General features: G+C 40.5%; 25 protein-coding genes. 10 read left to right on the forward strand and 15 right to left on the reverse strand.

Features of this window, described 5'->3' with window-relative positions:
* Positions 1 to 202 precede the first annotated feature (202 nt).
* From PSI06_RS11225 to PSI06_RS11235, 3 genes are all read right to left on the reverse strand, one after another.
* Entirely contained in the window at positions 203 to 2,428 is a 2,226-nt protein-coding gene (locus PSI06_RS11225) for an aminotransferase class V-fold PLP-dependent enzyme (protein ID WP_273603778.1), read from the reverse strand.
* A 126-nt stretch (positions 2,429 to 2,554) separates the two neighbouring features.
* Positions 2,555 to 3,631: an AI-2E family transporter gene (locus tag PSI06_RS11230; protein ID WP_004589175.1), complete on the reverse strand. Its 1,077-nt coding sequence runs from the start codon at positions 3,629 to 3,631 to the stop codon at positions 2,555 to 2,557.
* On the reverse strand, positions 3,624 to 3,842 hold the full coding sequence (locus tag PSI06_RS11235) for a hypothetical protein (protein WP_004589174.1): 219 nt from the start codon (positions 3,840 to 3,842) through the stop codon (positions 3,624 to 3,626). The genes PSI06_RS11230 and PSI06_RS11235 overlap by 8 nt, the downstream gene beginning before the upstream one ends.
* Positions 3,843 to 3,989: 147 nt before the next feature.
* Between PSI06_RS11235 and PSI06_RS11240 the strand changes: the two genes are divergently transcribed.
* The 5 genes from PSI06_RS11240 to PSI06_RS11260 are packed head-to-tail and all read left to right on the forward strand — an operon-like array spanning position 3,990 to position 7,510.
* Positions 3,990 to 4,655, forward strand: coding sequence for a hypothetical protein (locus PSI06_RS11240; protein WP_004589173.1), 666 nt, complete (start codon positions 3,990 to 3,992; stop codon positions 4,653 to 4,655).
* A gap of 1 nt (position 4,656) precedes the next feature.
* Positions 4,657 to 6,114 carry a M48 family metalloprotease gene (locus PSI06_RS11245; RefSeq protein WP_004589172.1) on the forward strand — a complete coding sequence of 486 codons (1,458 nt, stop codon included), beginning with the start codon at positions 4,657 to 4,659 and terminating at the stop codon, positions 6,112 to 6,114.
* 54 nt (positions 6,115 to 6,168) lie between these two features.
* Positions 6,169 to 6,516 carry an arsenate reductase (glutaredoxin) gene (arsC, locus tag PSI06_RS11250; RefSeq protein ID WP_029772483.1) on the forward strand — a complete coding sequence of 116 codons (348 nt, stop codon included), beginning with the start codon at positions 6,169 to 6,171 and terminating at the stop codon, positions 6,514 to 6,516.
* The gene (wrbA, locus tag PSI06_RS11255; RefSeq protein WP_004589170.1) at positions 6,516 to 7,070 is read left to right on the forward strand and encodes an NAD(P)H:quinone oxidoreductase; all 555 of its coding nucleotides are present in this window, start codon (positions 6,516 to 6,518) and stop codon (positions 7,068 to 7,070) included. The genes arsC and wrbA overlap by 1 nt, the downstream gene beginning before the upstream one ends.
* Complete coding sequence (locus tag PSI06_RS11260) at positions 7,067 to 7,510, forward strand: DUF2069 domain-containing protein (protein WP_004589169.1); 444 nt, start codon at positions 7,067 to 7,069, stop codon at positions 7,508 to 7,510. The genes wrbA and PSI06_RS11260 overlap by 4 nt, the downstream gene beginning before the upstream one ends.
* A 287-nt stretch (positions 7,511 to 7,797) precedes the next feature.
* Here the strand turns inward: PSI06_RS11260 and PSI06_RS11265 are convergent, their stop codons facing one another.
* Both PSI06_RS11265 and PSI06_RS11270 read right to left on the reverse strand, forming a co-directional pair.
* Positions 7,798 to 9,135, reverse strand: coding sequence for an ankyrin repeat domain-containing protein (locus PSI06_RS11265; RefSeq protein WP_004589168.1), 1,338 nt, complete (start codon positions 9,133 to 9,135; stop codon positions 7,798 to 7,800).
* A gap of 210 nt (positions 9,136 to 9,345) precedes the next feature.
* On the reverse strand, positions 9,346 to 9,939 hold the full coding sequence (locus PSI06_RS11270) for an MlaC/ttg2D family ABC transporter substrate-binding protein (protein WP_029772481.1): 594 nt from the start codon (positions 9,937 to 9,939) through the stop codon (positions 9,346 to 9,348).
* Positions 9,940 to 10,185: 246 nt separating this feature from the next.
* Between PSI06_RS11270 and PSI06_RS11275 the strand changes: the two genes are divergently transcribed.
* Positions 10,186 to 10,722: an acyloxyacyl hydrolase gene (locus PSI06_RS11275; RefSeq protein ID WP_029772479.1), complete on the forward strand. Its 537-nt coding sequence runs from the start codon at positions 10,186 to 10,188 to the stop codon at positions 10,720 to 10,722.
* Between the two features lie 121 nt (positions 10,723 to 10,843).
* Here PSI06_RS11275 and PSI06_RS11280 read toward each other — a convergent pair whose 3' ends face one another.
* Together PSI06_RS11280 and bamC are read right to left on the reverse strand one after the other, a co-directional pair.
* On the reverse strand, positions 10,844 to 12,214 hold the full coding sequence (locus tag PSI06_RS11280; RefSeq protein WP_029772478.1) for a YjiH family protein: 1,371 nt from the start codon (positions 12,212 to 12,214) through the stop codon (positions 10,844 to 10,846).
* A 70-nt stretch (positions 12,215 to 12,284) separates the two neighbouring features.
* On the reverse strand, positions 12,285 to 13,343 hold the full coding sequence (gene bamC, locus PSI06_RS11285) for an outer membrane protein assembly factor BamC (RefSeq protein WP_029772477.1): 1,059 nt from the start codon (positions 13,341 to 13,343) through the stop codon (positions 12,285 to 12,287).
* Between the two features lie 360 nt (positions 13,344 to 13,703).
* Here bamC and PSI06_RS11290 point away from each other — a divergent pair, with 360 nt between their 5' ends.
* Positions 13,704 to 14,240: a glycine cleavage system protein R gene (locus PSI06_RS11290; RefSeq protein ID WP_029774547.1), complete on the forward strand. Its 537-nt coding sequence runs from the start codon at positions 13,704 to 13,706 to the stop codon at positions 14,238 to 14,240.
* Positions 14,241 to 14,250: 10 nt separating this feature from the next.
* Positions 14,251 to 14,730: a thioredoxin-dependent thiol peroxidase gene (gene bcp, locus PSI06_RS11295; RefSeq protein WP_273603777.1), complete on the forward strand. Its 480-nt coding sequence runs from the start codon at positions 14,251 to 14,253 to the stop codon at positions 14,728 to 14,730.
* Positions 14,731 to 15,221: 491 nt separating this feature from the next.
* On the opposite strand, the gene PSI06_RS11300 is transcribed toward bcp, so the two are convergent.
* From PSI06_RS11300 to queE, 3 genes are all read right to left on the reverse strand, one after another.
* The gene (locus tag PSI06_RS11300; protein WP_273603776.1) at positions 15,222 to 15,995 is read right to left on the reverse strand and encodes a hypothetical protein; all 774 of its coding nucleotides are present in this window, start codon (positions 15,993 to 15,995) and stop codon (positions 15,222 to 15,224) included.
* Position 15,996: 1 nt separating this feature from the next.
* The gene (locus PSI06_RS11305; RefSeq protein WP_273603775.1) at positions 15,997 to 17,214 is read right to left on the reverse strand and encodes a hypothetical protein; all 1,218 of its coding nucleotides are present in this window, start codon (positions 17,212 to 17,214) and stop codon (positions 15,997 to 15,999) included.
* A gap of 707 nt (positions 17,215 to 17,921) precedes the next feature.
* On the reverse strand, positions 17,922 to 18,587 hold the full coding sequence (queE, locus tag PSI06_RS11310) for a 7-carboxy-7-deazaguanine synthase QueE (RefSeq protein WP_004589468.1): 666 nt from the start codon (positions 18,585 to 18,587) through the stop codon (positions 17,922 to 17,924).
* Positions 18,588 to 18,732: 145 nt separating this feature from the next.
* On the opposite strand from queE, the gene queC reads away from it, so the two are divergent.
* Complete coding sequence (gene queC, locus PSI06_RS11315; RefSeq protein WP_004589469.1) at positions 18,733 to 19,389, forward strand: 7-cyano-7-deazaguanine synthase QueC; 657 nt, start codon at positions 18,733 to 18,735, stop codon at positions 19,387 to 19,389.
* Positions 19,390 to 19,489: 100 nt separating this feature from the next.
* Here queC and PSI06_RS11320 read toward each other — a convergent pair whose 3' ends face one another.
* Positions 19,490 to 19,939: a methyltransferase family protein gene (locus PSI06_RS11320; RefSeq protein WP_064386658.1), complete on the reverse strand. Its 450-nt coding sequence runs from the start codon at positions 19,937 to 19,939 to the stop codon at positions 19,490 to 19,492.
* 344 nt (positions 19,940 to 20,283) lie between these two features.
* On the opposite strand from PSI06_RS11320, the gene PSI06_RS11325 reads away from it, so the two are divergent.
* Positions 20,284 to 20,526 carry a hypothetical protein gene (locus PSI06_RS11325; protein ID WP_024034198.1) on the forward strand — a complete coding sequence of 81 codons (243 nt, stop codon included), beginning with the start codon at positions 20,284 to 20,286 and terminating at the stop codon, positions 20,524 to 20,526.
* On the opposite strand, the gene PSI06_RS11330 is transcribed toward PSI06_RS11325, so the two are convergent.
* The 4 genes from PSI06_RS11330 to uvrB form a co-directional block, all read right to left on the reverse strand.
* Entirely contained in the window at positions 20,523 to 21,560 is a 1,038-nt protein-coding gene (locus PSI06_RS11330; protein WP_273603774.1) for a hypothetical protein, read from the reverse strand. The two genes, PSI06_RS11325 and PSI06_RS11330, sit on opposite strands and share 4 nt — an antisense overlap.
* Positions 21,561 to 21,661: 101 nt before the next feature.
* Positions 21,662 to 22,333, reverse strand: coding sequence for a tRNA (adenine(22)-N(1))-methyltransferase TrmK (locus tag PSI06_RS11335; RefSeq protein ID WP_273603773.1), 672 nt, complete (start codon positions 22,331 to 22,333; stop codon positions 21,662 to 21,664).
* A 146-nt stretch (positions 22,334 to 22,479) separates the two neighbouring features.
* On the reverse strand, positions 22,480 to 23,433 hold the full coding sequence (locus tag PSI06_RS11340) for a class I SAM-dependent methyltransferase (RefSeq protein ID WP_064386656.1): 954 nt from the start codon (positions 23,431 to 23,433) through the stop codon (positions 22,480 to 22,482).
* Positions 23,434 to 25,428, reverse strand: a complete 1,995-nt coding sequence (uvrB, locus tag PSI06_RS11345; protein ID WP_273603772.1) for an excinuclease ABC subunit UvrB — start codon at positions 25,426 to 25,428, stop codon at positions 23,434 to 23,436.
* Position 25,429: the final 1 nt, after the last annotated feature.

Below are 25,429 nucleotides of genomic sequence, written 5' to 3' on the forward strand. Positions count from 1 at the left end.
TTTAATTCTGCGCGAGGTTTGTTCTCTAGTGGGCTCATTAACGGCTCCTACGTTACGCTAGTGGCTTACATCCATGTAAAAATACCAAACACACTGCTGCAAATTAAACTTCGAAACATTATAGGCCCAAAGCATAAAATGCATCGTATGCACTCGCCTAGCTTTATAGATGGTTAAAACATCCTCAAATCTAGGCCCATAATTAGCTCACCAACGCCAAGCCACCCGCTACGTTATAAATATTCGCAAAGCCTAATTGCTGCAAATTTGCCGCTGCAATTTTAGAACGATTGCCGCTTCTACACAGTAATATATAGGTGTGCTGCGGGTTTAATTGATTTTGTACTATGGCGTTAGCCATACGGCTAAGTGAAATATTAAGCGTATTAGCTAAAGGCGCGGCAAAAAGCTCCGCCACATTAATTGCGCCATGTTCATACGGCTCACGGGTATCAATTAAATACACATTTTTTTGCGTTAGTAACGCTTTAGCTTGTCCAAAGTCTAGCTGCTTAGTGTCTGTTTGCACCGCCGCCTGTACATAGCCACACAGTTGGTCACTGGTTTGCCTATGCAGCTGATCGTGTTGTGCTTTTAGCTGTGCAAATTGCGCCGTACTTATTTCTCCATTTAATAACGGGCTAAGCAAAGGCGTTTGTGCACGTACAGTACGCCAGTTAATGGCAAAGCATTGCTGATAGTCATGCCCCGAACAAATAACCGTATCGTCACTTATTTGCTCAGCAAGGGTAATAAGTGAGTGTGCCATTTGCGTTGCACTGCCCCCTTCAAGCGAGGTATTGCCAAGTCCTGCAGGTAAAATTAAATCACCGCAAAAACAATAATCAATATGGCCTGTGGTGCGCTCTTTTAATAAATAACTAACGCTGTCTTTGCTGTGCCCTGGGGTTGGCTCTATGGTTAGCGTTTTTGTACCAAGCTCAATGCTATTTTGCATCGCATGCGTTGTGCCTAGTACTTCATTTAACAAAGCCACTGCGCTTGGATGGTCTTGGTGCTGGTGGGTATCTAAAATTGCTTTTACGTTGAGCTGTTGTGTGCTCACTATTTTTTCAAAGCGCGGAATAAGCTCTAATACGGGGTCAATGATAACGGCACTGTCGTCGTCACTAACATACAGCCAGCTACACGCCCCTTTATGCCTAAATTGTGTTAACCCCAGCGCGCACACTTCTTGCTTTGGCGACGCACTGTCAGAAACAATTAAGCAATTGGCCTCTAATACCGCCTTTAACGAGCATATACGCTTGCATGCTTGGCTAATTTGCTGCTCGGTTGCAGCAGGCCCAAAAGACAGCCTAATGGCGTTTTCACTTTGCCAATTAGTTGCCCCCATTGCATCAAGCACAAAACTGCGCGTTGCACCTGTACTGCATGCCGAACCACCGCTCACTCTAATGCCTGCTGCGTCAAATAAATCAATAACCTCTTTGGAGGTAAGCGTATCAACAGCAAAATTAAGGGTGGTAGGTACAGAATGTGAAAGATCGTGATTAAAGGTTATATCACCAAAGGTACTTTGCAGCGCATTAAGCAGTTGCGCTCTGTAGCTATTTAATACCTCAACCGACTTAAACGTGTCGTCGTTTTTATCTAGCAGCAAGTTAAACAGTTTATTAAGCCCTGCTATGCCTGGTAGGTTTTCGGTGCCAGAGCGCATGCCGCTCTCTTGCCCGCCCCCCGCAATAAATGGCGTATAGGCACTGCCATTTTTAATGTATAAAAAACCAATACCTTTTGGTGCATAGAGTTTATGGCCCGAAAACGGGGCATAATCTATGCTGGTACTACTAAGCGCTAGCGCTTGTTTACCTAAAGCTTGTACACAATCAACCATCCAAGACACTGATTTATTACGGCTGCGAATAGTATGTTCTATAGCGTTTAGGTCTTGATAAACACCGGTTTCGTTATTAACCGCCATGGTGCAAATCATTAGCGCGTTATTTATGTGCTCACTAATAAACGCTAAATCTAAAACCCCTTTACTATCAACAGGAATAGCCAGTAATTGGGCGTTAATGCCTAAAACGCTATTCCAATGTTTTAACGTGTTAGGCACCGCTTTGTGCTCAGTTGCCCCGTACAATAATACAGGGTTTTTAATCGTATGATTTTTAGCATGAATGAGCGTTGAAACAATGGCTGTTTGTATGCCCTCTGTGGCACCTGAGGTAAAAAGAATATCGCCATCGGGCGCACCAATAACATGGCGTGCATTTTGTCTTGTTTGTTCTAATAAATACTTAGCTTGTATGCCGCTAATATGGGGGCTTGAAGGGTTGCCAAAACAAATTTGCATGGTATGCGACACCACATCGGCAATACAGGGTAAAACAGGTGTTGTAGCGTTTGCATCAAGATAAACTTGGGCTGCTTGTTCATCGTGCAATAAAAACTCAGACATTAAAAACGCACCTTTATTACTAAAAAATATATCTTATACCCAATAGTACATAAGTTTGTTCACGTTGGGTAATAATCAATTAGTAACTTAGGTGCGTTTACTATGCTTTTTTAAACTAAAAGTACGTTACTCTGCCCGCTCTTTTGTTATTTCTCCATGGGTTGATGACCAGGCATTTATTAGCGCTTTAACAAGCGATGCGAGCGGAATGGCAAAAAACACGCCCCAAAAACCCCATAAGCCACCAAAAAATAGCACTGCAACAATAATAAATACGGGATTTAAATCAACGGCCTCAGAAAACAACAAGGGCACTAATACGTTGCCATCGAGCGCCTGAATGACCCCGTAAATTATTAATATGGTCCAAAACTGCGTTTCGATACCAAATTGAAACAGCGCCACCGCCGCAACCGGTATGGTAACCAATGCCGCACCCACAAACGGAATTAACACCGAAAACCCAACCAACACGCCAAGTAAAGCTGCATAACGCAAATCTAGTACAGTAAAGGCAATAAACGAGGTGCCACCCACAATTAAAATTTCGAATACTTTGCCTCGAATATAATTCATTATTTGCTGGTTCATTTCGTGCCACACTTGCAAAATTAACCGTCTCTGTTGCGGAATAAGCGTAGCGGCACTACTCGTAAGCTCAAGCTTGTCTTTAAGCATAAAAAATACAAGTAAGGGTACAAGCACCAAATAAATAAGCCATGCCACAACATCTTTTAGAGAAGTAAGTGAAAACGAGACAATAACTTGGCCAAATTCGAGCGCCTTTGCCTCTACACTTGCCACGATAGCTTGGACCTGCTCGGCATTAATTAAACTGGGGTATTGCTGCGGTAAGGCCATTAAAAATGACTTACCTTGCTCTACCATGTGCGGGGTTTCTTGTACTAAATTACTGGTTTGCTTCCAAAGCACGGGGCCAATAACCAAAATAAGGGTAAGCATAACCCCGGTAAATATCAGCATTACAATTACTGTGGCGCTAAAGCGTTTTAACCCAAAGCGCTCTAAGTGCACGACCGGCCAATCAAGTAAATAAGCAATCACCAATGCCACTAACACAGGAACAATTAACGAGCCAAAAAAGTACAGTAATGCCACAGAGGCAATGAGTAAAAAAAGTAAGGTGACTGAATGAGGATCTGAGAACTTTCTTTCGTACCATGTTTTAACGTATTCAAACATGCAGTGGCTCCACTAGTAATAGTCCTAGGTGTTGATCAAATTTATATGTATATGCATTTTTGCTTAAAAAACGCGTAATATCATCTGCGCTTTCGTCGTTATTTATACTAAACGTTATTGCCTTATTAGATGACTGCGCATTACGAAGCGCTAATTTAAATTGTACAAACTGTTGTGGGCATTTAAATTTTTTTAAATCGCACTCTAACATAACTACTTTACTCGCTAAGTAAAATGAATAATAAGTCGCATATTGTCGGTCATTCTATTTATAAAATGTGAACAGCAGTAACTTTTTCTTAAAACCATTCCAGCAATGGTTTATCCTTATAACATAATTAGCAGTAAGGATAAGTTAATGCCTGGCACGCATAATAAAGCGCAACTACCTAGTAATCCAACTCTCAAAGAGATTAATTGGTATAAAAAGCAGATAAACTGGGGAGAACTCCCGCCTTTTTATCATCTTGTTGCTTCTTCGGTCAGCGAATCTGAAGGAATATTGGAGCACGGATTTGATAATGCTGTAAAAAGCCTGATCAATAAACGCAATTGGAACTTAGACTTACTTGATGGCTATGAAGATGATTTTGGTGAAATACACACCAAGCATAAGCCGCGTATAGCGCTACACCAAGTATTTACCGACCGAGGCTTTGAGCTCTGGGCGCAACCTTATGCTAAAGACATAATTATTGATCAATACGTTAAAGATAACCGCTTTATGGAGTTTAAAGTATGGGATCCGCATTCTATGAAAAACCTGATCCGCATAAATCAGCTCCATAAGTTTATTGGCTTTTATTTTGAGCGCGGCGACAAGGCCGATAAAGCCATTATTTTACATGCACATAAGGTAGTACATAAAATTATTAAATTTTTGCAGCAGGAATTGAACGTTGTAAAGCTTGATGGAGTCACAATAAAAGAACTCTACCAATTGTGCGAAAAAGACAGCCGTGCAAGCAGCGATGAAATTGACATAGCAAAAATTGCCATTGGTGAACAAATTAACAAGGAATAAAATGCAGCTAAAATCAGCCTTTATCACTTTATGCAGTGCCGCGCTTACCTTTAGCCTACTGGTTAGTGAGCCGTTAAAGGCACAAACAAACTTTACGCTACCCGATTTAGGCACGTCTGCGCTACAAGTGTTGCCACTTGAAAAAGAGCAAGCCATTGGCGAAGTGATGATGATGCAAATAAGAGGCTCATCACCGGTAGTAAACGACCCCGTTTTAGACGAATACTTAACCACACTTGGCCGAAAACTTGTGGCTAATGCTAACGACGTGCGTTTTCCTTTTTCGTTTTTTTGGGTAAATAACAACGAAATTAATGCCTTTGCTTTTTACGGCGGGCATGTTGGTGTGCATACGGGGCTTATTGCGCAATCAGATAACGAAAGCCAATTTGCCTCTGTACTTGGGCACGAAATAGCGCACGTAACTCAGCGCCATTTAGCTCGTCGTATTCAGCAACAACAAGACAACAGCGCACTGACTATTGCAGGCATGATAGCCGGTATATTAGCCACCGTTGTTGCTCCCGACGCAGGTATTGCTATTATTTCGGCTAACCAAACCCAGGCTGCGTTTAGCCAATTAACTCACAGCCGTGCTGCCGAGCAAGAAGCCGACAGAATTGGTATGCAAACCCTTAATAACGCCGGTTTTGACGCCCGTGCATCGAGTGAATTTTTAACTAAACTTTCAGCGCAAATAAGATATAAGTACAAACCACCCGCTTTTTTACTGACTCACCCATTGCCAGAGAGCCGTGTATCTGACGTACGCCTACGTGCAGAGCAATTCCCTGTGCGCCATTTAAACCCAAGCCTTGAGTTTAATTTAGCAAAAAGCCGTGTACTTGCCCGTTATGCCAATAAGCCCGAAAATGCCGAAGCGTTATTTAAAAAATTAATGCGCGAAAACAGTTACAACAACACCGCGCTTAAATATGGCTTGGGTATAAGCTTACTTGATCAAGATAAACTAGATGAAGCCGCCGAAATTTTAGAGCCGCTATTAGCGCAAAGTCCTAAAAATTTATTTTATATCGATACCCATACCGATTTACTAATAGCGCAAAAAAAAGCCGACGAAGCGGTAAATTTTTTGGCTGAACTAAATAACTATCGCCCTAACAACCAAGTTATAACTTTAAACTATGCAAATGCGGCATTAGAGGCTGAGCAGTTTGAATTAGCTGAAAACATTTTAAAAAGCTTTTTACTTGAAAAACCCGACCACAACTTAGGTAAACAGCTATTAGCCGATGCCTATAAAAAGCAAGACAAGCTTGCCGCTTATCACGAGGCCAATGCTGATGTGTTATCGCAATATGGCGCGTATATTAAAGCCGCAGACGAAATCCAAAAAGCGCTTAACTTCGTAGAACCCACAGAGCTGGTTAAACAGCAACGCCTAAAAGCCTTGCTTACTCAGTATCGCCGTTTACAAAAAGAGCTGGCAAGGCTTTAAGTCTGTCAGCGCTTGCCCTAAAATAGCGGCAAATTACATTTTGGAACTAATTGTATGTCAGTTACTATTTATCATAATCCACGTTGTTCTAAATCGCGTGAAACCCTCGCATTACTAGAGCAGAACAACGTAACACCAAGCGTAGTAGAGTATTTAAAAACACCGCTTAACCATGAGCAAATAAGCCAACTTTTAGAACAATTAGGGTTTAGCTCAGCTCGCCAGCTAATGCGCACAAAAGAAGATGCATACAAAGCGCTTAACCTAAAAGAAGAAACCAACGAGTCAGCGCTAATAAACGCCATGGTAGACAACCCTAAACTTATTGAACGCCCTATTGTACAAAACAACGGTAAAGCAGCCCTTGGCCGTCCGCCTGAAAACGTATTAAGCGTATTATAATGACGACTCGCATTGTTGTACTGTATCACTCAAGCCATGGCTCGGTTGAGGCTATGGCGCACGAAATAGCCGAATCTATAGAGCAACAGGGAGCCACAGCCGTATTGCGTACCTTTGTTGCTAAAAATCCGCACGATATAGTAATTACAAAAGATGATTTAATAAATTGCGACGGCCTTGCTTTTGGCACACCTACCCGATTTGGCATGATGGCATCGCAAGCAAAAACGTTTTGGGAAACCACCAGCGATCTCTGGCTAAAAGGCCAGTTAATAGATAAACCGGCCTGTGTGTTTTCATCGTCAAGCAGTATGCATGGCGGAAATGAAGCCACCTTACTTAATTTATCATTACCGCTACTACACCACGGCATGATGTTATTAGGGGTACCTTACGAAGTACCAGAGTTACTAGCTACGCAAACCGGCGGCACACCTTACGGGGCAACACATGTAGCCGGCAGTAGTAATACGAATACTTTAAGTAAAGACGAAATTAAAATATGCCAAAGCGTTGGTAAACGCCTCACTCACATTGCGAGAAAACTTCAATGAATACCGCTGACACCCCTGCTAAAAAGCCAATTACTGTAAAATTTCAGCGCACCGCTATTTTTGGCTATGTGGGTTTATTACTTTTATTTCCTCTGTGGATGTACTTTGTACCTCCGCTAAATGGCAACGCAAGTTTTGTATCCTTGTTTGTGCCTATAATCCCGTTACTGTTGCCCTTAAGAGGCTTTATTAAAGACAACACTTACACTTACGCCTGGGCTAACTTTGTTGTTATGTTGTACTTTATACACGGCTTAACCATGCTATGGGCTGCGCCTGATGAGCTAATATGGGTGTTATTAGAGCTTGTTTTTGCCTCAGCCATGTTTATTGGCTGCACGTATTACGCAAGGCACCGTGGGCAAGAGCAAGGCTTAAAAATACGTAAGCTTAAAGAAGAGCTAGCAGAGGAAAAAGCCGCTAACGAATACAATAAATAATACTAATTCGCAAAATAAATTATTTAAGTTGAAAGTTGAAATAATACCAATCCGCATAAGTAAGTAATCTATTTTGAGGATGGAAAAACGTGTTGATAGCAAGGCAAAAAATTCGCTATTTAGTTGTTCTAAATGAGAGTTTTTTAACGCAGATAGCGACACGTTTAGCCCCGCAAAATGATTAGATATTATTGCGGATTGGTATAACAGCTTATACATACAAAAAACGCGCTTAACATAACAATGTAAGCGCGTTTTTTTAGGCTTTTAGTTTGCCATGGCAGTCGCTACACTAATTCGCTCAGTGCAGCCAGTGCAACTATGCTGGCTAATCCAAGCTGAGCTATTAAGCTTAACAACGAAAAAACACGTAACACAAATAATCCCCACGGGTGCTTTATATGTGGATAGAGCGCACAGCGCTTTAAGCTCGCCGCAAAGAAAAAACACACCGATGCAATCAATGTAAAAATTAAAGTCAGCTCACTTTTTATAGCAATACTTTCATCAAAAAAGAAATACAGCTGCAATGGCAATAAAATAGTGACAATTGCGTGTAAGGCGTGCACCTTTTTAATGCGGTTAAACTGCCCTTCTGGCGAAAGCTCTTTTATACCAAAATCGCGCTCAAGGCATTTAACTAAATTGCTTGCTTTAATACTTACTGCTAACCGGTAACAGCTTAAGCCCTCGTTATTACGTGCTCTAAAGTCGTAACCTGCTTTTAGTAATAGCACCATAAGGGTTTCGTTTTTAGCTAACACTGCATAATGCAGTGCAGTATTGCCTAAGGTGTCTTGCGCTTTTTGATCCTGTTTAGCCAACAGGGTTTCTATCACATTTACATAGCCTTTTTCGGCTGCCCACATAAACGCTGTTTTATTGTTTTCATCAGCCAATGTACCAGTGGCACCTTGCTCTATAAAACGCATTGCCATGGTTTGCTTTGCGCTTTTTTGGCTTAAATGAGCAAGTAATGCTTTTTCAAGCAATACAATAGAATCAACATCCGGCGATACTTGCGTTAACAGCGTAAAATAGTCTTTACCGTTTGCTACTTTTTGACTGGCAAGCTCTGTAAGTTCGTTTAAATCAGCGACCGATTCAGGTAAAAAAGCACTTAAACGCTCTCTAAAATCAACTTCTTGCCACAGTGCTAGCGTATCGTGTGCACTTAATTTGCTGCCACTATTTAAGGCATGTTCAATTAACGAAAAATAGCGTTTACTAAATAATAAGCTAAACAACGAAAGCGGCGTATCAAGTGCGTTTTGCGCCGCCACACTGGCGTATTTTTCTAAGCGCTGGCACAGCATTAGCGCCATTGATTCGCTGGTGTATTCGTTATCTAAATAATGATTTTTAACAGCAGCAATGTAAGCGTGCGCATCTTCGTCATATTCACTAATATGCTGAAAATAACACTCTTCAAAGGGTTCAAGCGGGGTTAACCATATCAAATAGTAAATGGGTGGTAGCACAGTGGTGCATACACCGTCATCTTCAATAGTAGAACGACATGCAGGCCAAGCTTCTAAAGCATCTAAAATAAAGGCACCGTTTTGTTCTACAAGTCCTTTAATAAGTAATGGGTATTCCTTTGGCCAAATCAGTACATTTTCCATTAAAACAGCACAACTCCAGTGTAGCTTGATGAGGCGTCAGTTATAGCAGTTTTTAGCTGACACCACGCTTAATCGACGTGCTGATATTCTATCACACCTTTTTTTTGCTGCGAGCTTAAAGTAGATGAATATTAAGAAAATATAAAAGCAGCCAATACACTTTAGTGCGGCTGCTTTTGTGGTTGGAGAGGGTCTTAATCAGGAAGTGAACTATTTATTTTTTAGTTCGGTAATTACTTGCTCTAAGCCTACATCAGAAATACGTTGAATGATCTCTTTTTGCTTAGCGCTTAAAAGCGAAATACCTTCGGCAACAATGTCGTATACTTTCCATTGCTGGTCTTTACCTTGGCGCAGCTTAAAATGCAGATCAATGACGGGCGCGTTTGGCTCAATAATTTGCGTTTTAACCGTCGCGTACTCAGAGTCGCTTTTAGCGGTATCTTGTTCAAATACTACTTGCTGGCCGGTGTATTTCATTAGCGCACCTGCGTAAGTACCTGTTAAATAATGCTCTACAGCATCAATAAAACGTACAGCTTGCTCGCGCTCAATGCCTTTAATGTGCTTACCTAGCAATTTAAACGACACAAACTTAATATCTATGTTTGGCATTAAACGCGTCTCTACAATGCGCGCCATATCGGCTTTGCTTGCATCGCCTTGTGCATTTACTTTTGCAATATCGCTAAAAAGCGTATCGGCAACGCCCTCAAGCATATTTTGAGGCGACTGCGCCGTTTGCGCAAATAACGCGCTGCTAAAAAAGGCAGCAGCAATAAAAATAGTGTTAAAAAGTTTCATGAGCGTGACCATGTGTGTGATTAAGATGTGGCTAAATTACGCGATTTTAAGCCACAAAAACAGACACAAAAATGCACCTTATTAATGCCAAAACAGCACCAATTAAATAAACTATTTATTTTCAATTAGTTAAGCCTTCCCTGTTAACACCCCATAAACAAGCGGCATTTTGTCCTCATTGAAAATGTGAATGGCCCGCCCTTATCATTTATTTACTCATTCGACTCACACATCAATTTGGCAGTTATGAAAACGGTATATAAAACTTTCACACTTATTCTATTTTTAGTTATTTCTGTATGGGGTAACACGGCGTTTGCGCAGTCTAATCATGGTTACGCCGTAGATGTTCTCAAAGGCGAAGGCAACGTGAATGGCGTTAAGCTGGCTTATCAATATCATGCCCCTAGCTTACAAAACTTAGTGGGCGATGCGCGCTTTTATTTTGAAACCAGCGTTAATATGTGGGAATACCGCCATGGTGACAACTCGCAATCTAATCTTGTTTTGGCTATGTCGCCCGTACTGCAGTTTCCTGCTTTTAGTTTTCATAATACCCCGTTTTATATTGAAGCAGGTATTGGCGTATCGCTTATTGATGAAACTAAATTTGCGGGCAAAAATATTAGTACTCACTACCAATTTGAAGACCGTATCGGCCTAGTTGCAGACTTTGGCCACACTAACGTAGCGTTAAGAGTTATTCATTACTCAAACGCTGGATTTAAAGAGCCTAACCCAGGTTTAAACTTTTTAACTCTTTCAGTGGCAAGGCGTTTTTAATCTTCATTCGTATTTAGTATCAATTTGCCACTTAAGAATGTTAAGCATCAGGGTAAATTGAAATAACTAGTCACAAAAAAGCCCTGATAAATCAGGGCTTTTTTATAATTAAAATACACTACTAGCCAACTAACCAGTGCGCCATTAAGGCAATAACCGGCAGCGTAATAAGTGTACGTAAAATAAATATAACGAACAGCTCAACAATGTTTACCGGTATTTTACTACCCAGTAAAAGTGCGCCAACCTCAGACATGTAAATTAGCTGAGTTACGCTCATTGCGGCAATAATAAAGCGAGTTACATCACTTTCAATGGTGCCCGCAGCTAAAATTGACGGAATAAACATATCGGCAAATCCCACCATAATAGTTTGTGCCGCGGCCTGTGCTTCGGGTACTTGTAACCACTCTAAAAATGGCACAAACGGCATACCTAAATATTGAAATACCGGCGTGTGCTCAGCAATAATAAGTGCAAATGTTCCTACGGCCATTACAACAGGTAGTACACCAAACACCATATCAAGCGCATTGTGTACACCCTCTTTTAAGGTACCTTTAAAGCCCGACGAGTTATTGGCTTTAGCTAATGCTACATCAAGTGAGTGCCCTACTAAGCTTTTACCCGTTGGGATAGCCTCAGCATCGCGATTTGGCTCACTGCCATCAATAAGCAAATCTTTTTTAAAGCGAAGTGGCGGTAAGCGCGGCACAATAATAGCGGCAACCACACCGGCTAAACATACGGTGGCATAAAATGGGGCAAATAAGTGCTCTAATTTCACTTGGCCTAAAACCACCAAGCTAAAGGTAATAGAAACCGCCGAAAACGTAGTACCAATAATAGCGGCTTCGCGCTGCGTGTAGTGCTTTTGGTCGTACTGCCTTGCGGTCATTAAAATACCAACACTGCCATCACCTAACCACGACGCAGTACAGTCAACTGCACTTCGCCCAGGTACGCCAAATACAGGGCGCATTACCTTGGTTAGCATAGTGCCTGCAAGCTCTAATAACCCAAAGTTAATTAGTAAAGGCAGTAATAAACCGGCCAGTATAAATACCGAAAACAAAACAGGTAATAAGTCGTTTAATACCAAAGCGCCTGTGTTTGCAGAGGTAATTGCCTCGCTACCTAACCCTAAATGGGTCATTAGCACAAACGCCATACCAAATAAACGCACCACTAACCACACTACACTTACATCAAATAAATGCTTTAACAGGGGTGATTGGCAAATAGCGGCGGGTTTAAATACTTTGGTGATCACCGACATAACGCCAGTAATACAAATAATAAGGGTAATAATTGCTTGCGCAGAGCCAGACATCAACGCTTGCACGCCTTTAGCCATTAACGCAATAGGAATGGTCATCCCGTCTGCGGTAGGAATGGGTGTCATAAATAAAAACACACCAATTAACGACGGTACTAAAAAAGTAAACCAAGTGCGCCACGTATAGTGCCCGCGAGGAGGTAACTGAGACATATTTTTTAATCCATAAAAACTACAAAAAGAGCAAAGCGCTCTTTTTGTAGTAAAAACTTATTATTAATTATTAAATTTTGATGCCGCGCTGAATAAGTGCTGCTTCTAACGCTTGTTGTAAACCATTCATGGTGCCAGGCTCAAGTGTTTCACCTTTGTCATCCATCCAGGTTAAGCTTGTACCGCCTTCTTTAGTTTTGCTCACTAAAATTTGGTATTGGCCTTCTTCAATTGGAAGCTGCGCAACTTCGTCGCCCCAAATAGAATCCCATACACTGCTTTCTGGCTTGTTGTAGTCGGCAGTTATTAAGCCGGTATCGGTTTTAATCTCAACAATGGTAAACGATAGGCGCTCTAAAAAGCCCGAGAAGCGATCGAATACTGCATCGTATGATTGCTCAGTAACAAGTGCAGCATTGCCTTTGTTATCAAAGCCCATTTCTAAAGAAATAATACCTTGGCGCTTGCGGTTTTCTACTTCTAACTGACGATAGCGATAATCAAATTCAGCCACAACTTGGTTAAGCGCGCGTACTTCTAATTGCTGCTTAAGTAAATCGGTTAACGTATCATCACCTTTAAAGTCAATAAGTTCAGCGCGTAACGAAGCAGTACGCTGATGCGATTTTTCTTCAATTGTGAATCTAAAGCGCTCTTGGTTTTCGCTTACCTCATCGCCCCATAACCAGCTCTCTTCAGCTTTAATTATTGAGTACCAGTCGGTTTCGATAATACCAAGTAGCTTATCTTCTTTTGTGGTTGTTGCATTATTTTCGGCAATAACCGCTTTAATTGAGTCCCAAACAAATTCATCTAAATCAACAATGCCATCGTTTTTATCAAAGTAAATACGCGCTTGTTTATCGCCCTCTTCTACCCAGCTACCTTTAGCAACAGTTAAAACCTGTGCTGGTGGACGATAGTTTGTTGCCTCAGGGTTGTTATCGTATTGGCCCACATCCATTTTATAAACCGGATCTTGCGCTGGTTGAGATAACGATGGCGGGGTTTTAACACCTTCATGCGTACGATAATTGCGTTCGTTGTGCGCTTCATTAATAAAAACATTACACCCTGATAAACTTACCAATACACTCACTGCAAGTGCTTTTGGGATCCAATACTGCACAGATATTTCTCCTTAGCATACCCTTTAATTGTTTTACACGTATATGAGTGGGTAATACCGAATTTGGTTCAGTGTAAAATCAACATTAACTTTACATTTATTATTTGGCTGTCTAATTGCAATAAAGTTCACACCTAAGTGTTATAAAATCAATCACAACAAAAAGACAAATTTTAGCTATGGTACTTTCCTGTGCCAGTAAAAACAAGGAACACAACGCTTTAAAGCGCCTTTAATTAAGCGCCTATGTAGTTTAGGGTGCTTTTTGTGTTAAACTTCGCCGCCGTGCAACGTAGTGTATGCGCAGCGGGCTATACCAACTCGGTTGTTATATTTCAAAAAACGTAGGTATTAAACTTCATGACTGCATTTTCAAATCATCAAATTGTTTTAACCGCTATTGGCGAAGATAGACCGGGAATTGTAAGCGAACTTACACAGCTTGTAAGTGATTGTCATTGCAACATTATAGATAGCCGAATAGCTATTTTAGGCAGCGAATTTACCTTTACCATGCTGCTAAGTGGCGATATGTCGGCCATTAGCCGCATAGAGCACACCTTGCCTACTAAAGGCATGGAGCTAGGCCTACTCACCATGATGAAGCGCAGCACCACTCGCCACACCGAAAGTGAATTTTGCGCAGGCTATACCCTTGAATACACAGGGATAGACACCCCAGGTACACTGAGTAAAGTAACGCGTTTTTTTGCCGATCACCACATTAGTATCTGCTCATTAAAGTCAGACACTTACGATGAAGAAACCGACACTAAAATGCGCTGCGAAATTGAGTTTAATATCCCAGTAGAGGTTGATATAGACCAATTTAAAGTGACCTTTGAAAACCTTTCGCACAGTCTTAACGTAGATTATATTTTTAAACGTATTCGCTAAGGAGCACAGCATGAACAAAATTAGTCCATTACAAGCCGGTAATACAGCACCAGAATTTAGCTTACAAAATCAAAACGACGAAACAGTCACCCTAAGTGAGCTGTTAAAAGAGCAACAAGTACTGGTGTACTTTTACCCTAAAGCCTCTACACCGGGTTGTACGGTTCAAGCCGAAAACTTACGTGACCAACAAGCGCAGCTTGCTCAATTTAACACCCGTGTTGTAGGTATTAGCCCAGATCCTATTAAGCGCCTTAAAAACTTTGAAACTAAAAAAGAGCTTAACTTTGATTTACTCGCCGATGAAGATCACGCCATTGCTGAAGCATTTGGCGTATGGGGCTACAAAAAGTTTATGGGTAAAGAGTATGACGGTATTCACCGCTTAACCTTTTTAGTAGGCCAAGACGGTAAAATTAAACACTTATTTGATAAGTTTAAAACCAAAGATCACCACCAAGTGGTTTTAGATTACTTAGCGGCGGAATAAGTTAGCTGTAAGCTGTAAGCTGTAAGCTGTAAGCTGTAAGCTGTAAGCTGTAAGCTGTAAGCTGTAAGCTGTAAGCTGTAAGCTGTAAGCTGTAAAAAATATACAAAAGCGTTGCTCTAGGGCAACGCTTTTTTTGTGTTAACTGCTATATACTTTGTTTAAGTAAAGTATGCTCAAGGTATGAATAGGCAGTCAATAGTTTTGATGTATGAAGTCAAGATTTGACCCTTTAGTTCAGACCCTTTAGTTCAAGGAAGATAAATGTGTTTGATGGTTTTGGCATGACAAAGCACAGTTTGAAAAATCTGTGCTCAGTATGGGTTTAGAATTAAATTGGTTGGCCATGCGGTGTTTCGGGAATCTAACGGACTAATAAGATAATTTAGTCTACCCGGTTAAAACAGGGGTCGTCATTACTAATACAACCCTGTTTAAAGGCTCTTTAAAAAGAGCTGTTAAGGCTTTTCACAAGTTTAGCAGCAAAAGGGTAACTAAAACTTAAGAGACCCTATAACCTCATCAACAATCAGGCGTAGCTTTTTCTGTAATTCATAATAATCTACTTTATCTAGCTGATCCCAAGTGTCGAACTTACCTTCGATAAACAGCTTATAATACGTATTTTCAGTTATGCGTTCTGCTAGCAGTTTAGATTGATTGCTACGAAATTGTAATTTTTCGAGTTTAATGGAAATTAGAAATAGGACGTCTTGGAGGCTTAATATCAATTTTTCTAGTTCTTTATATTTATCTGTGAAACTATATCTGAATTTAGCTTCATGGAAAAAGGCTTTTTCTCTTTGAGCCATAAACTCCTGCCAGATTTCATGCAATTCTTTTTCTAATCTATTATTTTCAAATCTTATATCATCCTTATCTTCATCATCCAATTCATTAAAACCTCCCGCCTGCTCTCCATCTTTGTTCTTAAACCCTGTTGTGACTGAGTGGTAGTTTGAAGCAATCATAACAACGTTACTTGCTAAGTAATTCCTTAACTTCGGTAACGTCACTACTTGCATTCCAATTCGTTCATTCAAGCCTCTCTGCCTTAAGTACTCCCTCCTTGCATACATGAAAGCAGCAGTTGCTATTAAAAAGCTAGCAAAACTTCCGAAACTAGAAAACTTACCAGCTAACGATTCATCACAAAAAAAAGTAACAATTAGCCCCGTCAACATGAAAAGTCCTAGCAAAAAATACATAAGAACCTCCCAGTATGGAGAGACTACATCATCTAAATATTTACCTATTTTCCTTAACATTTTAGTTCGCATCCTTTGATTTTGATTGTTCTTCCTTCTTACTACTAATATTTACTTTTTTAATAAGCTCCATCATCAGTTCTTGTGTATTTAAAGGGAAACTGTCTTGTTGAGCTACATTTGTTTGCCTAGAAGCAAAGATCCGTTCAGCAATTGAAATTTTAATTCTATTTTGATCTGCTTCTGGGAGTGAAGCAATATAAGGTGTAATTGCTTTTAAATCTAATGCTGTATGGTGGTAATTATATTGTTGCTCGCGGTGCTTTGTTGATTCTCTAGACAAATAAGCAGCTGGGATTGATAGAATAAAAACTAATACAGTTCGAAAAATAGAACTTTCCCAGCTAAAACCTGAATGAGTTGAATCATAAAATGAATAGCAGACGATATATATAATAATCGCCATACAAGATATTGACCCAACTCTTAACCAATTAGCCGCTTTTTTCTCGTCTGCTGCACTATAGTCATAATCTTGTGCCATTACCCTATTAGCAGTCTGCCCTAGAACTTCATCCATTTGCTCTTTTTTCTCTTCCAGCTCAGCTAAAGTGGTTTCGAATAGTTCTTCAATTACATTAGCCTTAGTCCGTAATACCTCGAGATTATTGTCTGTTGCAATTTCAATCTCATTTGTTTTACTTTGGAGTTTTTGAACCATTTTGTCTGTTTGCTGTTTATGATCACTTAATTGAGAATCTAATTCTTTACCTATAACCTTTAAGGACTCATCGATAATTTTCTTTTGAACTTTAGAGTAGTCAAACGACCTAGCGTCCTCTAGCTCTAGTGTTCCAACTTTAGTAGCATTAAAAGCTTGTATGAGCTGATTTACTTTTTTAGATACAGTTTGTATCAATAATGATACGTGATCATTAACTTCTGAGAGCTCCTGAGCTGTCTGTAAAAAATTATCAAAGTTAACATCTAAACTGTGTAGGTGATTTGAAATAGTAGCTAATAGTAACTCGGGTTTACTTATATAGCCCTGTATGCGATATGAACCCACTTCAAATTTACTTAAGAAATTATCGTCCGCAACATTTGCTAACTCGGAAAGTTCACCGGTAATATTCTGAAGATCATTATCAATAATAGTCAGTTGCTTAACTACGCTGCTAATTTTAGAATATGAGTTTGTTTTATTTATATATTTTTTAATTTCGGTAAAGTCATTATTAATTGAATTTACTATTTCAAAAATTTCTTTTACTAGCATGAGTCCATTCCTGATTATTTTTATTGTAAGTTTACATCTATTCTACATAACTTCTTATAGATTAAACTAAAAAGTCACTCAATATCTCAACCACTTCTTTCTCGTCATCGCTTGATAATCCTAAAATAGCCGTACAGTTATTGCGGCTAAACAGGGGCATATCGCTTTTACTACCAAATTGATGAATAGCCTGTACTCCATGTTTGTTCCAAATTCTAGTGATTCACTACCAACGTTATAAGCGCGCAGAACTAGAGAGAACTGGAGCTAGAGGGGTCAAACCTTGACTTCATACATCATAAATTAATTAGCTATTGATATTCGCCGAAACTTAAATAAGTTACGGTGTCGGATGGCGCTTCGCTTATCCGACCTACGTGTTTAAATAAGCTGTTGTGGTGGTTTACATAAAGAGTGAGTAATGGGGTTATAGAGAACCTGAGGGGTCAAATCTTGACTTCATACATCATAAATTAATTAGCCATTTATATTCGCCGAAACTTAAATAAGTTACTGTGTCGGATGGCGCTTCGCTTATCCGACCTACGTGTTTAAATAAGCTGGTGTGGTGGTTTATATAAAGAGTGAGTAATGGGGTTATGGTGTTGGGTTTCGTTTCACTCAACCCAACCTTGTATCTACGTAATATAACTTAACGCCGAGCAGCTTATCGCTTACAGCTAAGCACTTACAGCTGCTCTTTCGCTTTAGCTAATCCCTAAATACTTATGTACTTGCACCGATAAGCGCCAGTTTTTGGCAATACAAGTGTCGATGGCTAATTTGGTGGCTGACACTTTTTGGCTGATTGGCTGTAAGTAAACAAGCTTAGGATTAACACCTGTTTTGGCAAATAGCGCTTCTAGCTCTTCTACGTGCTTTTGCATCGCTACGGGGTGCTTTATCTCGTTGGCGCGCTTCATAGCGCTGGTAAGTACTTCGTAGCCGCCGCGCATGTTAATTTTAGGCGATACGGTAACCCAGGTTTGCTCAGGGGCAAGTATTTCAAAGGTGCCGCTGGTTTCTATTTGTGTTGTAAAGCCGTTATCGTGCAATAGCTTACACACTGGGTTTAAATCGTACATACACGGCTCGCCGCCGGTAATTACAACATGCTTTGCTGTATAGCCACGTGATTTAAACAGCTCAAGTACTTGCTCGGCGCTGGCATCGGCCCAATGATCTGAATCGGCTTTTTTTTCTACCGTTTCATCAAGCGATACTTTGTACACGTTATCGACTTCCCAAGTTTGTTTAGTATCACACCATGCGCAGCCCACTGGGCAGCCTTGCAAACGCAAAAATATTGAGGGTGTGCCGGTAAAACTTGCTTCACCTTGGATGGTTTCAAACACTTCATTAATTTTGTACAAAAGAGATCTCACTTACTGCCTAGCTGCAAAATTGCTACTATAAAAGACGAAAAAGCGCTGCCCAAAAATTGTTATTTAAGCTGCGGCCGTGTAGTATATCGCGCCCTGATATAAACCTCTATTAAAACTAAAGAGCAATCCAGATATGACGCAAAAAGTAGTTGTTATTTATTCCGGCGGTATGGATTCGTTTACCGTATTAAATAAAGCCTTACAACAAGGCCATGATGTTTATGCCCTTTCATTTGACTATGGTCAGCGTCATGTTAAAGAGCTTGAAGTGGCTGCAAACGTGTGTGAAAAACTTAATGTTCCACATAAAATTGTAGATATATCAGCTATTAACCAGCTTATTGGTGGCTCATCACTGACTGATGATATTGATGTACCAGAAGGTCATTACGAAGAAGAAAGCATGAAAAGCACCATAGTGCCTAATCGTAATATGATTTTGCTTTCGCTGGCGGTTGGTTACGCTGTGTCTTTAAAAGCGAGCAAAGTATATTATGGCGCGCATTCGGGCGATCATGCTATTTACCCTGATTGCCGTCCTGAGTTTGTGCAAAAAATGGATGATGTATGTCGTATTGCTAATTACGACGCTGTAGAAATTTTTAGCCCGTACCTAAATAACACCAAAATTGATATTTTAACCGATGGCATAAAAATGGGCTTAGACTACAGCCAAACATGGACTTGTTATAACGGACGCGAAAAAGCCTGTGGTAAATGTGGCGCCTGCCAAGAACGTTTAGAGGCATTTTCGCTTAATAACGTCACTGATCCAATCGAATACGAATAACCGCTAGTTGCGGGGTTTTCAGTGAAAACACGGTTAATTTATTAGCGCTAAACGCAAAAAGGCTATCATCTCGATAGCCTTTTTTGTATTTGCTTGTAAATTACAACCAGCGTTTTACTTTGTTTTTATACTCTGTGAATTCTTGGCCAAATAATTTGCTAAGCGCCCGCTCCTCAGGAATTATTTGAAAAAACGTTAAATAAGCAATAAACCCAACAACACATAAAAGTGCCCACAACGAACTAAGCCAAATACCCCAGCCTGCTAAAATAAACGCAAAGCCCACATACATAGGGTTACGTGAAATTTTATATACGCCACTGGTTACCAACTTTGATGCTTGCTCAGGCTTATTTGGATTAACTGTGGTACGTGCAAGTTTAAAGCTTACCACTGCGGCTATACAAAATGCGCACCCTATAATGACTAAGCTTGCTGCTAAGTAGGCAATAAACGCTGTAAAATCAATCACACTGTAATGCGCTATTAACGCCATAATGCCTGCAAAAACGAGCACGACAATAACCGGAGGTATTTTATTATTTAACATAGCAACTCACTGTATTGATTATAAAATAAAGTTCTATAAGTCTGTAAACACTATACCCGTTTGCATTAATACACAATTAAATACAAAGTTAACGCTGGCATAGAGCACGTTAAAACTGCTGATTAAAGCAACACAATAAAAATGTTGGCTTTAAAGTCACACGGTTTAATCTCAAATAGACTTATTAATTATGCCATTAGTTATTAAACAATAACGCAGGTGTATCAATGATGAACACAACTCCACGCTGCAATCGACAAATAAAGTTACAATTGTCAGGTTTAACCGCTGCTAAATATGGTTATACTTTATGCAACAGTTAAAAATATAAAAAGGAAGTGGTTATGTCAGGCACTACAATGATAGTACTTATTGTGCTTATATCGGTTGGCTCTGGGGTTATTTACGATATGTACAAAAAGCACCTTGAATTTAAACACAAAATGCAAGATAGCAACCAAGATGCAAATAAACAACTGGCCGAGGTAAGTGCCCAAGTGGTTGCTTTAAAAGAGCGCGTGCAAACGCTTGAGGCCATAGTGACAGACTCAAGCTACACCACAAAAGAAGAAATTAACCGCCTTTAAAAACGATATAAATGTGCATTTTCTGGCTGCTCTATACCGTGGGCAGCTAAAAACCCATCTATAGCTTGGCCGCAACCTTGTGGCGCACGCGAACTATCAATTTCAAAATTAAGCTTATTTGCATGTTGCTTGCCAAGTGAGCACAGCTCCAATACTTTTGGCGAGCGCATTGCTACACTAAGTGCACCTATTTTTTCTACGCAATTGTGTTTACTAAATCGGGCAAACCCTTGGTATTTAAATTGCTCACTCACATACTCATTACTAATATCAACCAGGGCATTAATAAAGCCATGTAAAAAGCTATTTGCGCTGCTATCACTGGTTAAAAATGCAAAGGTTTTATTATTAAATTCTGTAAGCTGGCAAGTATTGCAGTGTAATTTTAAGGTGTATAACCACTGCTGCGAGCTTATTTGCTGCATAGCACTTAGCGATACCTTAGCACCTGCAAATACCACCCGTTTTAATAACTGCTCAATAGTATGACGCTCCTCATTGCCCTGCGCCGCGTGTGCAATAACAAGCTCTGCATTTTGTGCCATAACCGGTAAATCATGATGATTATTAAATGGCGTGCTGGTTGTATTATTGCTGTGAGTAAGTTGAAACAGCTCTCTTACCTCGTGCTCTCGCGCTATTTTAAGCGCTAAAAACGCTGTTTGAATAAGCTCGGAGGTTGGTAAGTTTTCCTCTACTATCCAGCGTCTGCCAAACAGTAATTTTTTTGCTGTGCCCTCACCCGCGTAACTACTGGTTTTGTAATTATCGGGGCTGAGTACGGCAACTTGTAAATAAAGTTGCTCATCTTTTTGTGCAGCAAGCACTCTAAAGTGCGCTGAAAAATTAATATTTTGAAGCACTTGATTAACGCTTTGTAAGGTGTGTTTATAGCGTAAAAAGTGCTGTGGAACTATCCAGCTGTTATTAGCAAGTTGCACTAATGGAGCATACGAAATTGGCTGCTCGTAGCTATTTTGCCATTTTTGCTCTGCACTGAGCAGCGGCTCAATGCGACTTTTTTTATCTGACATACATAAACCAAATAAACTCGCGCAAGGCGATATAATCTATGTTGATGTTACGTTTTTGCGCCTTGCATTAGATCACACTATCAGCGCTAATTAAGCCATTTTTAAGCGTCGCTGAGTTTTTTATAATCTGTTATAACTTTTTGATAATAAAGCTCATCTTTATTAAGCATTTTATTATAATGAGTGAGTAACTGTTTAAGGTATTGCTTGTGCGATGCATTATTTAAATCCCACATGCTGTTACCGGTAGATGTGAGCAACGCCGTGCTACGTTGACTTACCTCTATAAGCTCATAATAGCGGTTATTTTCAGTGATTAATTGCTCGCTTTCAAGGCCTAAGCCTAATTTGGCTAAACCACTGCGCAAATGATAAGTATGGTGTATAGAGCAAACTATAAAGCGGGTGCTTGCTACAGATGCAGCGCAATTGTTTTTAATAATGCCAGTAACAAGTTTTAGTAACAGCTCGCCGCCAACACCTGCAATAACTACAGTATTTAACGCATTTGGAACGAGCTTTATTTCTCTTACATCTTGGCAATGTACTTTATATTGCGCATTACTTGGCAGTGTTTGGCTAATATTTGTAAGGTGCTCGCTCAGCTCGGTCATTATTTTATCTACCACATCTACAAAATTAACCTGTTTTGCAGCGCGGCGCTTTAATAGTGCAATGCCTAAGTAACCATGATCGCAGCAGCAATCCCAAATAACATCAACGGGGTCAGTAATTAACGCATTAATTGCGTTTAAACGCTTACTCAGTTTCATTTAATACCAATTAGCTTAATTAAGTGATCTATTTTGAGGCTGGAAAAACGTGTTGATAGCTAGGCAAAAAAGTCGCTATTTAGTTGTTCTAAATGAGAGTTTTTTAACACATAGCGACACGTTTAGCCCCTTAAAATGATTAAGTATTATTGCGAATTGGTATAAGTTGCGGTATGCGCCGTTTTATACACTAACGCTTTTAAGCTTTTATTGCTGTCTACTTCTACAAAACGGGCCGTTGGTGCAAGGCGCTCAACAAATTCTATTGCTCCTTGGGTGTGCTCGTTTATTAAAGCTTTAAACGCATCTTCGCTAAGCTCTGGGCTATTAGCGCATAATAAAAGCTGTGTGGTATCGCACAGTAGTTCGGGCAATCTGCGCAGCACCTTTTGATAATCTTTAGTTAGAATAAAGCTGCCCTTTTGAAAGCTTGGCGGGTCTACAATAATTAAATCAAACGGCGCTGCTTTTTTTAATTTACCAAACGACTTTAAAATATCGTGCGGTAAAAAACTCACTCCGCGCTCAAAACCATTAAGTTGGTGGTTTTGCTTACCTACTTTAAGTACGCCTTTGCTCATATCCATGTTCATAACGTGATCAGCCCCGCCTTGCATTGCCGCAAGCGAAAAACCACACGTGTATGAAAACAAATTAAGTACTTTTGCATGTTTACTATTGGCAGAGACAAACTCACGCCCACTTCGCATATCGGGGAATATTCCGGTGTTTTGGCGGCTTGTTAAATCCACTAAAAAACCAATGCCGTTTTCTTTTACCACATGTGGCGAGGGAAGATTACCATGCACTAAACGATTACTGCTTTGTACACCCGCGCGCTGTTGATACACCAATGCAGATATTAATTCAGGGTGATGCTGCTGCGCCCACGCCCAAAGGGTACTGGTCAGTGTATTTAACGTGGCTTCGTCAATTTCATCGTACGAAATTAAAAACAAGCTTGGCGGATAAAAGTCTAAATTAATATGGCTTAGCGATGCCACGCTATGGCCGCGGCCATGAAATACGCGGCATAGTTCGTTTTGTAGTAATGGCGCATCTTCAAGCGCGCTTATTAGGGGCGAAAAATCGGGTGTCATTTAGTTAATCAACTGTTGTTGTAGTTCGTGTATTTCGTCGCGTACAGACGCGGCTTTTTCAAATTCAAGATCGCTAGCATAAGCATGCATTTTGCTTTCAAGCTGTTTAATTTGTGTGGCAATTTCTTTCGCACTGAGTATTTTTTTAGACTCTTTACGTACCAGCTTAAGGTTATCTTGTGGTGCTGCTTCTTCGCCCACATCCATAATATCGGTGATCTTTTTAACCAAGGCTTGCGGCTCAATGCCGTGATCTATATTAAAGGCGTGTTGTATTTCGCGGCGGCGCTGGGTTTCGCTAATCGCTTTTTCCATCGATTTAGTTACTTTATCGGCATATAAAATGGCGCGCCCATCGAGGTGGCGAGCAGCTCGGCCAATGGTTTGAATAAGCGAACGTGCTGATCGTAAAAAGCCTTCTTTATCGGCATCTAAAATGGCAACTAGCGCCACTTCTGGCATATCTAAGCCTTCTCGCAATAAGTTAATACCCACTAACACATCAAACACACCGGCGCGTAAATCACGAATTATTTCAACGCGTTCTACTGTGTCTATGTCTGAGTGCAGGTAACGTACTTTTACATTGTGCTCGCTTAAGTAATCGGTTAAATCCTCAGACATGCGCTTGGTAAGCGTAGTAACCAGTACTCGCTCACCTTTTTCTACACATTTATAAATTTCTGAGAGTAAATCATCTACTTGAGTGCCTACTGGGCGTATTTCTATTTCTGGGTCTAACAGGCCAGTTGGGCGTATAACTTGCTCTGCTACTTCGCCTGCGCTGCGCTCTAACTCAAAATCACCCGGCGTTGCCGATACATAAATCGTTTGCGGTGCTATGGCTTCAAATTCTTCAAAGCGCAATGGGCGGTTATCCATCGCCGATGGCATTCTAAAGCCATATTCAACTAGGTTTTCTTTACGGCTTCTATCGCCTTTATACATGGCACCAATTTGCGATACGGTTACGTGCGATTCATCGATGATCATCAATGCATCATCAGGAAGATAATCGAGTAATGTGGGTGGTGGATCGCCCGGTGTACGCCCCGACAAATAACGGCTGTAGTTTTCTATGCCCGAGCAATAACCAAGCTCGGTCATCATTTCTATGTCGTATTGAGTACGCTGCGCTATGCGCTGCTCTTCTACTAATTTATTGGCACTTAATAATTGCGCTCTGCGTTCTTTAAGCTCGGCTTTTATTTTTTCTATGGCATCAAGAATTTTTTCGCGTGGCGTTACATAGTGCGTTTTAGGGTAAATAGTGGCACGAACTATGTGTTTTTCTACCGCACCAGTAAGGGGATCAAAAATACTAAGGCGCTCTATTTCGTCATCAAACATTTCTACGCGTACTGCATAGGTGTCTGACTCGGCAGGAAATATATCAACAACTTCGCCACGTACACGGTAAGTACCACGGCTAAAGTCAATGTCGTTACGGGTATATTGCAGCTCCGCTAAGCGGCGCAGCATATCGCGTTGGTCGACCTGTTCGCCTACTTTTAAAAGCAGCATCATTTTCATGTATGAGTCGGGGTCGCCCAAACCATAAATAGCCGACACAGAAGCCACTATTATGGTATCGCGGCGCTCAAGCAATGCCTTAGTAGCACTTAAACGCATTTGCTCTATGTGCTCATTAATAGAGGCATCTTTTTCTATAAACGTATCGCTGGCAACCACGTAGGCTTCTGGCTGGTAGTAATCGTAGTAAGATACAAAATACTCAACTGCATTATTAGGAAAAAACTCTTTCATTTCTCCATATAACTGCGCGGCAAGTGTTTTATTATGCGCCATTATTATTGTTGGGCGATTTAAATCGCTAATAATATTGGCCATGGTAAACGTTTTACCTGTACCTGTGGCACCGAGTAAGGTTTGATGCGCAAGCCCGGCTTCTAAGCCTTCTTCAAGCTGTTTAATCGCTGTGGGTTGGTCGCCCGCGGGTTTAAATTGTGACTTTAGCTCAAAGTGATCACTCATT

Source organism: Pseudoalteromonas sp. GABNS16E (genome assembly GCF_028598715.1).
In the GTDB taxonomy this organism is placed as follows: Bacteria; Pseudomonadota; Gammaproteobacteria; order Enterobacterales; family Alteromonadaceae; genus Pseudoalteromonas; species Pseudoalteromonas atlantica.